Genomic DNA, 12,310 nt, shown 5'->3' with positions numbered 1-12,310 from the left:
CCTATTATATGGGTCCCTCCTGAATTTCAGGCCGTCGCGCATTTGCCGACCCGGCCTCGAACCCAGAAATCCGATCCGCCACGAACCTCGGGGCATTGCTCGCCCATTATTCGTTCAGGCTCTCCCCACGCCCGTCTTGCACCTTCACGTCCAGGCAACACATCATGCATCTTGCTGAACTGAAACAAAAATCGCCAGCCGAACTGGTGAACTTCGCCGAATCCCTGCAAGTCGAGAACGCGTCGTCGCTGCGCAAGCAGGACATCATGTTCGCGATCCTGAAAAACCTGGCCGACAACGATCAGGCGATCCATGGCGATGGCACGCTGGAAATCCTTTCCGATGGTTTTGGCTTCCTGCGCAGTCCGGAGGCCAACTATCTCGCCGGTCCCGACGACATCTATGTCAGCCCCAGCCAGGTTCGCCGCTTCGGCCTGCGCACCGGGGATTCGGTCGATGGCCAGATCCGCGCGCCGCGCGACGGCGAGCGTTACTTCGCACTACTGAAAGTCGATGCGGTCAATTTCGAGCCGCCCGACGCGGTGCGCCACCGCGTCAACTTCGATAACCTGACCCCGCTATATCCTGAAGAACGCCTGAAGATGGAGATGGAGAACTTCCAATCCGTCGCCAAGGGGCCGGTGAAGGATTTCACTCCCCGGGTGATCGACCTGATTTCTCCGGTCGGCAAGGGTCAGCGCGCTCTGATCGTGGCGCCCCCGCGCACTGGCAAGACGGTGATGCTGCAGAACATCGCCTCCGCCATCGCGGCGAACCACCCCGAAGTCTTCCTGATCGTCCTGCTGATCGATGAACGGCCGGAAGAAGTCACCGACATGGCCCGCAGCGTGAAGGGCGAGGTGATCAGTTCCACCTTCGACGAACCGGCTACCCGGCACGTCCAGGTGACCGAGATGGTGCTTGAAAAAGCCAAGCGCCTGGTCGAGCACAAGCGCGACGTGGTGATCCTGCTCGACAGCATCACCCGCCTGGCTCGGGCCTACAACACCGTGGTCCCCTCGTCCGGCAAGGTGCTGACCGGCGGTGTCGACGCCAACGCGCTGCAGCGGCCGAAGCGCTTCTTCGGCGCCGCCCGCAACATAGAGGAAGGCGGGTCGTTGACCATCATCGCCACCGCGCTTGTCGACACCGGCAGCCGCATGGACGAGGTCATCTTCGAAGAGTTCAAAGGCACCGGCAACTCCGAAATCATCCTGGATCGCAAGCTGTCGGACAAGCGCTCCTTCCCCGCCATCGACATTACAAAATCGGGCACCCGCAAGGAAGAACTGCTGGTCGAGCGCGGCACGCTGACGAAAATGTGGGTGCTGCGGCGTATTCTGAACCCGATGGGAACGGTGGATGCGATGGAGTTCCTGCTGGACAAGCTGAAATACAGCAAGACCAACAATGATTTCTTCGACGCGATGAATACCTGATCACGCGCCCGCCGATCATCCCCGCCGCGCCCGCTCCCGCAGGTCGAACTTCTGGATCTTCCCGGTGGAGGTCTTCGGCAGCGTCCCGAACGTCACGAATCGCGGGCACTTGTAGTGCGCCAGGTGCTGCCGGCACCAGGCGATGATCTCGCCGTCCGTCACCGCATCGGCGCCGGGCTTCAGCGTCACGAAAGCTTGCGGCGTCTCCCCCCACCTGTCGTCCGGACGCGCAACCACGGCCGCCTCCATCACCGCCGGATGCCGGTACAGAACCTCTTCGACCTCAAGCGAGGAGATGTTCTCGCCACCGGAAATAATGATGTCCTTGGCGCGGTCCTTGATCTCGACATAGCCGTCCGGATGCGTCACCGCCAGGTCGCCGCTGTGGAACCAGCCACCGGCGAACGCCTCCTCGGTGGCCCCTGGATTTTTCAAATACCCCTTCATCACCGTGTTGCCGCGCAGCATCAACTCGCCCATCGTCGCGCCATCCGCCGGCACCTTCTGCATGGTCGCGGGATCCAGCACCGCGGCTTCCTCCAGCATCGGCGTATTCACACCCTGCCGAGCCATGAAGGCGGATTTGTCATCGATCGAAAGGGCGTCGAGGCCGGGCTGCGACAGGCATACCGTGGACGGCCCATAGCTCTCTGTCAGTCCATACAGATGCAGCACGGAAAATCCCATCGCCTCCATCTGCGCGATCACCGCCGACGGCGGAGCCGCACCGCCGGTGGCGATCCTCACCGTCTGGTCAAAGTCGCGGCGAGCCGCTGGCGGGGCATGGATCAGCATCGTCAACACCACCGGCGCTCCGCACATATGCGTCACCCGGTGCTCGGCGATCGCGGCGAAGATCGGCGCCGGCTCCACCCGGCGCAGGCAGACATGCGTGCCCCCCGCCAGTGTCACCGCCCAGGTATAGGTCCAGCCGTTGCAGTGAAACATCGGCAGCGTCCACAGGTAAACGCTTTCCGGCGTCAGCCCGAATGTCAGCGCATTGGCGCAGGCGTTCAGGTAGGCACCGCGATGATGCGCCACCACGCCTTTCGGATTGCCGGTGGTGCCAGAGGTATAGTTCAGCCCGATCGCTTGCCACTCATCGTCCGGCAGCCGCACCGGATGCGCCGGATCACCGCGGCGCAGAAAGTCCTCATATTCGATCTGGCCGATCCGCTCACCGCCGGCATCGTCGATATCGACCACCAGGATCGCGGCCTCCGCGATCGCCGGAGCGATCACCGCGGCGAACTCGGTATCTGTCAGCAGCACCTTGGCTTCCGAATGACGCAGAATGAAACCGACCGCGGCGCCATCCAGCCGCACGTTGATCGAGCACAACACCGCGCCCAGCATCGGCACCGCGTAGTGCGCCTCCAGCATCTGCGGCGTGTTCGGTGCCATGATCGCCACCGTATCGCCGGTCCCGACGCCCGCTTGCGCCAGCGATGACGCCAACCGCCGGGCGCGCTCCAGGAACTGCGCATAGCTCAAGCGCCGTTCGCCGTGGATCACCGCGACCCGATCCGGCCAGATCCGCGCCGACCGGGTCAGGAACGAAACCGGCGACAGCGGCACATGGTTCGCCGGCCGGCGATCGAGGTTCTGCTCGAAGATGGACATCATGGCTCCTCCGGTCCGCTGCTGGACCACGCGTCGAAGCTATGGCACCACGGCTTCTGTTGCCAATGTGGCGGCGATCAAGCGCCAGCGCGCCGAGCGGATCAACACCAAAAGGGGGATCAACACATGGATCTGCAACTCCACGGCAAGACCGCCCTGGTGACCGGCGCCAGCATGGGCATCGGCCGCGCCATCGCCAAGGCCCTGGCCGCCGAGGGTGTGCGGGTGGTCGCCGCCGCTCGCCGAATCGAACTGCTGGAGACGATGGCCGACGAAGTCGAGGCCGCCCAGCATCCGCGCCCGATCCTGCTCAAGCAGGACGTGATGCAGGATGATGCCGCAACGCGACTGGCCGAAGCTGCGCTGCACGCCCTGGGACACATCGACATCCTGGTCAACAACGCCGGCGGCAGCCGTGTGCTACCGATCGACGCGCCAGAGGAACGCTGGACCGAGGCGATGACGCTGAATTTCACCCGCCCACGGCAACTGACCCACGCGTTGTTGCCAAAAATGATCGCGAACCGCTGGGGCCGCGTCATCAACATCACCGGCAAGAGCGAACCGGAGCACCTGAACGCCGCGTTCTCCGCCAAGGCCGGCATCCATGCCTGGGCCAAGGGACTATCACGCGAGGTCGGCCAGTTCGGCATCACGGTCAATTCGATCCCGCCGGGGCGGATCATGAGCGAGCAGATCCGGCGCAACTACCCGGAAGACTACCGCAAGCACTTCGCCGAGACCGAGATTCCGGTTCGTTACTGGGGCGAGCCGGAAGACCTCGCGGTGATGGCCGTCTGGCTGGCGTCACCGCTGGCGCGCTACGTGACAGGTGCGGTGATCCCGGTGGATGGCGGATTGCGGCGCTATCAGTTCTGAACCGCACTACGCAAACCGCAACGCGCTGCCCGGGCCGAGCCTGCCTGGACATTGCCGTGGTTCGGCCCAGACTACTACCGAAAGCGTGTAGCCCTCGGCACTGTTCCGCCGGTCAGCGCGTCCAGCCGGACCGCCGTTCGGCGCGACCACCGCCGATAGGATAGGAGACGAATCAATGCGGCAAATGGTCCTGGTGGGCTTCCTGCAGGCGCAGAACTGCACCACCCTGGCAAGCGCCTGGCGGCATCCCGACGCCCGCAGCGACTTTACCACCGCCGCCTACTACCAGAGAATCGGCCAGGTGCTGGAGGAAGGAAAATTCCAACTCGCCTTCTTCGACGACCGCCTGGCGATGCCCGACATCTACGGCGGCAACCCCGCCGAGGTCGTCGCCAACGGCGTCCGCGTCGTCAAGATCGATCCGGTCGCAACCATGATGGCGATGGGCTTCGGCACCCGGTACCTCGGCGTCGGCTCCACCGCGTCGACCACCTATTACGAACCGTTCGACGTCGCCCGCCGGTTCCAGACCGTCGATCACATGCTGGGCGGCCGCGCGGCATGGAACGTGGTCACCTCGGTCAACGACGGCGAGGCGCACAACATGGGCCGCGAAGTCCATATGGACCACGACCTGCGCTACGACCGCGCCGACGAGTTCATGGACATCGTGCTCAGTTGCTGGGACGGCTGGGAAGACGGTGCCCTGATCGTCGACAAGGCCTCCGGCCGGTTCGCCGATCCGTCGAAGGTGCACCGGCTGGATTACCGCGGAAAATTCCTCAATTCATCCGGCACCTTCACAGTTCCGCGCTCGCCGCAGGGCCATCCGGTGATCATCCAGGCCGGCGCCAGCGCCCGCGGCAAGACATTCTCGGCACGCTGGGCGGAAACCGTCTTCGTCGGCTACGCCGACCTGGAAGAAGGCAAACGCCAATACACCGAATTCAAGACCGAGATCGCCCGGCTCGGCCGCGATCCGGACCTGACGACAGTCAATACCATCGCTTATCCGGTGGTGGCCGAAACCCGCACCGAGGCGGAAGACAAAATGGCGCTGATCGACTCGCTGTATAAAGAGGTCGATGGTCTTTCGCTGCTGTCCGAGGCACTCAACTTCGACTTCAAGAAAAAGGCCATGGATGAAGCCTTCAGCAAGGACGAACTCGCCGGCATGTCGGGCATGCAGGCGATGCGCGATCGGGTGATGCGGCTGACCGGCCGCGACCCCACCGTGCGCGACTTTCTGGAAATCACCCGCCGCGGCCGCCCGCGTGAGGCGATCGTCGGCAGCGCCAAAGACATCGCCGATCGACTGGAACTCTGGTTCAGCGAACGCGCCTGCGATGGCTATGTGGTGGCGGGCACCCACATGCCAGGCAGCTTCGAGGACTTCGTCCGCCTCGTCGTACCCGAACTGCAACGGCGGGGTCTCTTCCGCAAGGACTATGCCGGCGCCACCCTGCGCGAAAACCTCGGCCTGCCGATCCCTCGGCGAAACGCTTGGCGGCTATCGCCTGATTTTGCCGGGCGAACCGTTCAAGGCGGGTAAATCATATCGATAACACAATCGGCTAGACCAGGCCACAGCGGCATCCGACCACTGGCCTTGCGCTGACGTGATCTCGGGCACGCCGTCGCCACATTGGTCGCAGCCCGCCGATGCCCATATCCCGCCCTGATAGACGGGGAAATGCCGGATGCGGCTGTTCGAGTGCCAAAGCTGCGGAAGCGCGCTCTACTTCGACAACACACGCTGCGAATCGTGTGGCCATCGGCTCGGATACTTGCCGACCGAGATGATCATATCCGCACTCCGACCCGAGCACGACCTGTTCCGCGCTTTGGCGTCGCCGGAACACCCAATGCGGTTCTGCGGCAATGCCACGCATTTCGCCTGCAACTGGCTGATTCCCGCCGACAGCGACGCAACCCAGTGCCCGGCGTGCCGCCATAATCGCATCATCCCCGACCTGACGCAGCCGTCGAACCTGCAGCGCTGGCAGCGCCTGGAAGCCGCCAAGCATCATCTGTTCTACTCGCTGATGCGGTTGAAGCTGCCGCTGAACAACCGGATCGACGACCCTCGACATGGGCTGGCGTTCGACTTCCTCGCCGACAGCCCCGATCCGACCGGCCCCAAGGTGATGACCGGACACGACAACGGCATCATCACCATCGCCCTGATCGAGGCCGATGACGCCGAACGCGAACGCCGCCGTACCCAGATGAACGAGCCATACCGTTCCCTGCTGGGCCATTTCCGTCACGAGGTCGGCCACTACTTCTGGGACGTGCTGATCCGAGACGGCGGCCGACTGCCGCAATGCCGAGCGATGTTCGGCAATGAAACCCAGGACTATCAGGCCGCGCTGCGGACGCACTATGCTAACGGTCCACCCCTCGACTGGCAACGGCACTATGTCAGCCAATATGCCAGCACCCACCCGTGGGAGGATTGGGCGGAGACCTGGGCGCACTACCTGCACATCATCGATACACTGGAAATGGCCCATGCGTTCGGCATCAGCGTGCAGCCGCGGTTAATCCGCGATCAGGCGCTGTCGACCTCGATCGATCTCGATGCCTACCATACCATCAGCATGACCGAGATCATCGCCGCCTGGCTGCCGCTGACCTTTGCCATGAACAGCCTCAATCGGGCGATGGGAAACCCCGACCTCTACCCGTTTGTGCTGACCTCGTCCGTGGTCGCGAAACTGGGTTTCGTGCACAACGTGGTGCATGGACGAGCGGCCGATTGATTACACCGGGGACAATGGTGTCGCGGCGCCCGGCAGTGGTAATCTGTGCTCCGGAGTATGAACACCATGGCGCAAAAGACCGTGCTGGTGGCCGGGGCCACCGGGCTTGTGGGATATGCCGCGCTCAAGCACTTCTCTCAGGCACCGGACTGTGAGGTGATTGCCCTGTCGCGGCGCTCGCCGCCGGGGATCAAGGCGCGGCACGTCACCCTGGATCTGACCGATGCCGCCGCCTGTCGGGATGCGGCGGCATCCCTGTCGCACGTCACCCACCTGGTCTATGCCGCCTTGTTCGAACTGCCCGGCCTGGTCGACGGATGGCGCGACGACCGCCAGATCGAAACCAACGGCCGGATGCTGAGCAACCTGCTGGATCCGCTGCTAAAGGCGGCCACCGGCCTGCGGCATGTGACCCTGCTGCAGGGCACCAAGGCTTACGGGGTGCACGTCCGCCCGCTCGCGGTGCCGGCCCGCGAAGGCCGGTCCGACATGCGCGAACAGCCCAACTTCTATTGGGCGCAAGAAGATTATCTGCGCGGCGTCCGCGCGGCGAGGACCTGGTGCTTCACTATCCTGCGCCCGGTGCTCATCATCGGCGAGGCGATCGGCGGGGCGATGAACCTGATCCCGGCGCTGGGGGCGCATGCCGCGGTGATGCGCCAGCGCGGCCCGATCCTGCCCTATCCGGGCGGTGCCGAACGGGTCAGCCAGGCGGTCGATGCCGACCTGCTGGCGCGCGCGATCGCCTGGGCTGGTGACGCCGACGCGGCGCGAGACCAGACCTTCAACGTCACCAACGGCGACGTCTTCAGTTGGCCCAATATCTGGCCGGCGATCGCCGAGGCGGTCGGCATGCAGCCCGGCCCTGACGAGCCGTTCCTGCTGCAGTCGCTGGGCAGCGCCGACTGGGACAGCGTCCGTCAGCGCCACGCGCTGCTGTCCCCCGCGCTGGCCGATTTCGTCGGCCTGTCACTGGAGTACGCCGACTACCAGATGCGCTATGGGCACACCGAACCGGGATCACCGGCAATCGTTTCGACGATCAAGCTCAGGCAAGCCGGATTTCACGAAGTCATGGACACCGAGCTTATGTTTCGTAAATGGTTCAAGCTGTTCCAGCACCAGCGGCTGCTGCCACCGCCCTGATCTGCGCCACATCCGCCCGCCCGCCGCTCAGGATATACAGCGTGTCGGACCCGCTGGTCAGGTAGCGAACACCCAGTCCAAGCAGCCAGGACTGGAATTCGACATCCTGGCGCACCCCGCCGACGCCCATCGACTTGCCGTGCGTCCTGGCGGCGCGAGCGATGGCCTCATAGGCATCGCGCATCCGCTCGTGCCGGTAGTCGCCGGGAATCCCCATCTCGGTGGACAGATCGGTGGACCCAATATGCAGCGTGTCGATGCCCTCGACCGCGGCGATGGCCTCGGCGTTGGCCACTGCCTCTGGGGTCTCGATCATGGCGATCAGCAGGGTCTCCTGATTCAGCCGGCGGCAGATATCCGGCTGCGACAGTTGCGCATAGCCCAGTGATGGCACGGTTCCGGCGGCGGAACGGTGGCCAGACGGGGCGAACCGGCAGGCCTCGACGATCGCGCGCGCCTCGGCGGCGGTGTTGACGTGCGGCACCATCACGCCTTGCGCACCGCAGTCCAGGATGCGGGTGGAATCATGCGGATCATGCGACGACACCCGAGCGATCGGAGTGATGCCCAGTCCCATCGCGGCGACACAGATGCCGGAAGCGGTTTCCAGCGATGTCGGATTGTGTTCAAGGTCGATGTAGAGTGCATCGAAGCCGCAGGCCGCCGCCATCATCGCGATGTTCGGGGTGCGCAACTGGTTGACCCCGAAACACAGCACCAGGTCGTTGGCCGCGAGCTTCTGCTTGGCGAGGTTGCCGCCGGTCGCTGCTTGCATAGTTGATCCACCTTCTCCGACGTTATGGACTTCAGCGTCGCAATCCGGCATCGCGGCATCCACAGGCACCGCCGCTGCCGGCTTCACCAGCCGACCCGGAACGATCAGATCGGGGCCGTCACTTCCCCTGCCGCACGACCGGATTGCTCAGCGTGCCGATGCCGCTGATCTCGACCTCGATCCGGTCACCATGCTGCATGTTGGCGGTCGCCCCCTCGGTGCCCATCCACACCACGTCGCCCGGATACAGCGTCAGGGACGTCGTCATGTTCACCAGGAAGTCGACGACACCGAAGATCATATGGTTGGTCGGGAAGGCGATCCGCTGCTCGCCGTTCAGCCTGACCTTGGTCACCAGGTCCTCGAGCTTCACCTCGGTCTCGATCCACGGCCCCATCGGCTTGAAGGTGTCGGTGTTCTTCGCCCGCCACAGGGTGCGGTCCGCCTTCTGCCAAGTACGCTCGCTGACGTCGTTGCCGATGCTGTAGCCCAGCACCGCGGATAAAGCGTTGTCCCGCGTCAGGCCCTTGCACTTGCGGCCAATCACCACCACCAGTTCACCCTCGTACTGAACCTGGTCGGTCGCATCGGCCGGAATCACGATCGCCTCGCCCTGCGCGATCAGCGCGTTGTTGGCACGATAACCGACATCGGCCCGCGCCGGCAGGTTGGGCTTCTGCCCCACCTTTTCCGCAACTTCACGCACATGTTCGGGGTAGTTCATCCCGGCCGCGTAGAACGTCGGCGGCACCACCGGCACCAGCAACCGCACGTCGGCCAGTTTCAGCCGCTGCCCGCTGCGCTCCCACGCCTCGAACGGAGAGCCGCGAACCGGAATGACGGTGTCGCCCTCGACAACCGCGTAACATGGCGAGCCATTTTGGTCGAAGCGTGCCCAGCGCATCTGATTTCCTCCAATCTCAGGTTAAACCTAGTTCTTCAATCATCGTCTCACGCATCAGATATTTTTGCATTTTCCCGGTTACGGTCATCGGGAATTCATCGACAAACCGGACGTAGCGCGGGATCTTGTAATGCGCGATCTGGTCCTTGCAGAAGGCCTTGACCTCGTCCTCGGTCAGGGTCTCCCCGGCCCGCGGCTTCACCCAGGCGCAGAGTTCCTCACCGAACCGCGGGTCGGGAACGCCGAACACCTGAACCTCGACGATCGCCGGATGGCGATACAGGAATTCTTCAATTTCACGCGGATAGATGTTTTCCCCGCCACGGATCACCAGGTCCTTGATGCGCCCGACAATGGCGCAGTAGCCGTCCTGGTCCATTGTCGCCAGATCCCCGGTGTGCATCCACCCGGCGCTGTCGATCGCCTCCGCGGTGCGTTCCGGTTCGTCCCAGTAGCCCAGCATCACCGGGTAGCCGCGGGTGCACAATTCGCCGGTGAGGCCACGAGCCGCGATACGGCCATCGCTGTCGATGATCTTGATCTCCACGTGCGCGTGCGGGCGACCAACCGTGCCAACCTGTTTTTCCAGCGTATCGCCGATCCGGGTCTGGGTGCTGACCGGACTGGTCTCGGTCATGCCGTAGCCGATGGTCATCTCGCTCAGGTGCATGTCGCGGATCGCCCGCCGCATCACCTCCACCGGACACGGCGACCCCGCCATCATGCCGGTGCGCAGGCTGCTCAGATCATATTTCGCAAAATCAGCATGATCCAGCTCGGCGATGAACATCGTCGGCACCCCATAGAGCGACGTGCAGCGGTACTCGGCGACCGCCTGCAGGGTCGCCAGTGGATCGAAACCCTCGCTTGGGAAGACAATGGCGGCGCCGTGAGTCATGCAGGCCAGCGACCCGATCACCATGCCGAAGCAATGATACATCGGCACCGGGATACAGACCGCGTCCTGCTCGCCGTAACGCATCACCTCGCCGATGAAGAAGCCGTTATTCAGGATGTTATGGTGGGTCAGCGTGGCGCCCTTGGGCAATCCGGTGGTGCCCGAGGTGAATTGGATGTTGATCGGATCGTCGAATTGCAACAGCGGGGCCAGGTCCCGCAACCGCTGCCGGTCGGCGTCCCGCCCCAGTTCGGCGATCTGATCGAACCGAAAGCAACCGGGGTCGTCGCCACCGATCTGGATCACCGAGCGCAATGCGGGCAGCCTGGCCGCATGTAACGAACCCTGCCGCGCCGAGCGAAGTTCAGGCGCCAAAGTGTTGATAATACCGACATAATCGCTGGTCTTGAACCGCGTCGCGGTGATCAGCGCCTGGCAGCCGACCTTGTTCAGCGCGTACTCCACCTCGGTCAGCCGATAGGCCGGATTGATGTTGACCAGGATCAACCCGGCCTTGGCGGTGGCATACTGGGTGATGATCCACTCGGCATTGTTCGGCGACCAGATGCCGACGCGCTCGCCCGGCCGCAGTCCCAACGCCACTAGCCCGGCGGCAAAGGCCTCGACCCGGGCCGCCAATTCCGACCACGTCCAGTTAATCCCCTGCTGGCGAGCGATCAGCGCCGGACGAGCGCCGTGGCGCGCGACGGTGCGGTCGAAATGCACCCCGATCGTGTCGCCGAGCATCGGCTGGTCAGAGGCGCCGTGCAGGTAACTGGGCGCGGCGTCGGTCATTGGTCTGCTCCCGGAAGCGGCATTGTTGTTTGCCGGCATAATGCGTATGCGGCGGCCGCGTTACAACCGGGGAACCACCCACCAGAGCGGTCCTCCCTGGCCGGTCAACTCGCCTCACGGGCGACCGCGCAGCGGCGCCTGTGGTCTTGAACGCCGCCAGAATTGGCGGCTACGCCGCCTCGGCTACCTGTCGCGGGCGGTAGATCGCGATGTGGCTCGCCCGGATGATCGGTGTCGTCTCATTGGCCACCACCATGACGTCGAGTTCGACCCATTTGTGGCCCTTGTGCTCGTAGTTCTTGGTGATCCGCCCGCGCGCGGTCAGCGTGTCCCCGACCCGCGCCAGGCCCAGGTTGCGGACGTCGCTGCCCATGTGCATCCACGCTGGTAGCATGACGTTATGACTCAGCGCCCAGTTACAGCACCGCATGATCGTGACGGGATGGACGATCTGCTCCCGCGCGTAGATCGGATCGGTTTCACCGATGTCGGCCAGGTCCTGCGCGTGCGACGCCGCAGTGACCGGCTGCGGAATCATCCCCAACCAGTCACCAATCCTGAGGCTTGCCTCATCGGCCACGGCACGCTCGGTGCGCACCGGCACGGATTTGAAGTCGCCCAGCACCGGCGCCGGAGGCAGCTTCGACGCCAGCGCCGCCCGCCCGGTCGCACACAGGATGCCCTCGCTGTGAACGGTCAGGGCCAGCCCGTCGGCATCCGCCACGCCGGCAACCTCGGCCGCGGCATCGGCATAGACCGGCTTGGCGAACTTCGCCTCCCCGGTGCCGCGTTGCAGCCAGTCGACACCCCACTGCCGCACCGGCAGGTGAGTCATGAACGCATAGACGTTGACGCCACCGACGAAGCCGGCTTTGAAGCCGAACCGCCGCGCGGTGGCGTCGTCATGAATTTTGTTCTCCGACGCCTTCGAGGTATTGACCGCTACGACGTGATACGGCTCCAGCGCCATGATCGGATGCTCCGCTTCGATTGCCTTGGATGCTGACCGTCACCATCCTGCCGACCAGGCCACGCGACGCCCGACCACACGACCCGCAGCCAAGTCACGCCCGGCCAGCCATCACG

General features: G+C 64.2%; 10 protein-coding genes. 5 read left to right on the top strand and 5 right to left on the bottom strand.

Going from position 1 to position 12,310, the window contains the following annotated elements; all coding sequences use genetic code 11:
* Positions 1 to 164 precede the first annotated feature (164 nt).
* Positions 165 to 1,439 (top strand): transcription termination factor Rho, encoded by a 1,275-nt coding sequence (gene rho, locus ACQY4Y_RS14915; RefSeq protein ID WP_428491392.1) that lies wholly within the window; start codon positions 165 to 167, stop codon positions 1,437 to 1,439.
* A gap of 15 nt (positions 1,440 to 1,454) precedes the next feature.
* On the opposite strand, the gene ACQY4Y_RS14910 is transcribed toward rho, so the two are convergent.
* On the bottom strand, positions 1,455 to 3,065 hold the full coding sequence (locus ACQY4Y_RS14910; protein ID WP_428491391.1) for an acyl-CoA synthetase: 1,611 nt from the start codon (positions 3,063 to 3,065) through the stop codon (positions 1,455 to 1,457).
* 123 nt (positions 3,066 to 3,188) lie between these two features.
* Between ACQY4Y_RS14910 and ACQY4Y_RS14905 the strand changes: the two genes are divergently transcribed.
* From ACQY4Y_RS14905 to ACQY4Y_RS14890, 4 genes are all read left to right on the top strand, one after another.
* Positions 3,189 to 3,941: an SDR family NAD(P)-dependent oxidoreductase gene (locus tag ACQY4Y_RS14905; protein ID WP_428491390.1), complete on the top strand. Its 753-nt coding sequence runs from the start codon at positions 3,189 to 3,191 to the stop codon at positions 3,939 to 3,941.
* Positions 3,942 to 4,116: 175 nt separating this feature from the next.
* Positions 4,117 to 5,493 carry an NtaA/DmoA family FMN-dependent monooxygenase gene (locus ACQY4Y_RS14900; protein WP_428491389.1) on the top strand — a complete coding sequence of 459 codons (1,377 nt, stop codon included), beginning with the start codon at positions 4,117 to 4,119 and terminating at the stop codon, positions 5,491 to 5,493.
* Between the two features lie 148 nt (positions 5,494 to 5,641).
* Positions 5,642 to 6,706: a zinc-binding metallopeptidase family protein gene (locus tag ACQY4Y_RS14895; RefSeq protein ID WP_428491388.1), complete on the top strand. Its 1,065-nt coding sequence runs from the start codon at positions 5,642 to 5,644 to the stop codon at positions 6,704 to 6,706.
* A gap of 66 nt (positions 6,707 to 6,772) precedes the next feature.
* Positions 6,773 to 7,852, top strand: coding sequence for an NAD-dependent epimerase/dehydratase family protein (locus tag ACQY4Y_RS14890; RefSeq protein ID WP_428491387.1), 1,080 nt, complete (start codon positions 6,773 to 6,775; stop codon positions 7,850 to 7,852).
* On the opposite strand, the gene ACQY4Y_RS14885 is transcribed toward ACQY4Y_RS14890, so the two are convergent.
* The 4 genes from ACQY4Y_RS14885 to ACQY4Y_RS14870 all read right to left on the bottom strand — a co-directional run bounded on the left by ACQY4Y_RS14885 (position 7,812) and on the right by ACQY4Y_RS14870 (position 12,194).
* Positions 7,812 to 8,627 carry an HpcH/HpaI aldolase family protein gene (locus tag ACQY4Y_RS14885; RefSeq protein ID WP_428491386.1) on the bottom strand — a complete coding sequence of 272 codons (816 nt, stop codon included), beginning with the start codon at positions 8,625 to 8,627 and terminating at the stop codon, positions 7,812 to 7,814. The genes ACQY4Y_RS14890 and ACQY4Y_RS14885 overlap by 41 nt on opposite strands.
* Before the next feature lie 118 nt (positions 8,628 to 8,745).
* Positions 8,746 to 9,531, bottom strand: a complete 786-nt coding sequence (locus ACQY4Y_RS14880; RefSeq protein ID WP_428491385.1) for a fumarylacetoacetate hydrolase family protein — start codon at positions 9,529 to 9,531, stop codon at positions 8,746 to 8,748.
* A 16-nt stretch (positions 9,532 to 9,547) separates the two neighbouring features.
* Positions 9,548 to 11,224: an AMP-binding protein gene (locus ACQY4Y_RS14875; RefSeq protein ID WP_428491384.1), complete on the bottom strand. Its 1,677-nt coding sequence runs from the start codon at positions 11,222 to 11,224 to the stop codon at positions 9,548 to 9,550.
* Between the two features lie 169 nt (positions 11,225 to 11,393).
* A complete protein-coding gene (locus ACQY4Y_RS14870) occupies positions 11,394 to 12,194 on the bottom strand; it encodes a hypothetical protein (RefSeq protein WP_428491383.1) in 801 nt (266 codons plus the stop codon).
* Positions 12,195 to 12,310: the final 116 nt, after the last annotated feature.

Source organism: Rhodopila sp. (genome assembly GCF_965277165.1).
Classification (GTDB): Bacteria; Pseudomonadota; Alphaproteobacteria; order Acetobacterales; family Acetobacteraceae; genus Rhodopila.
This window is presented reverse-complemented; position numbering and strand designations above follow the sequence as displayed.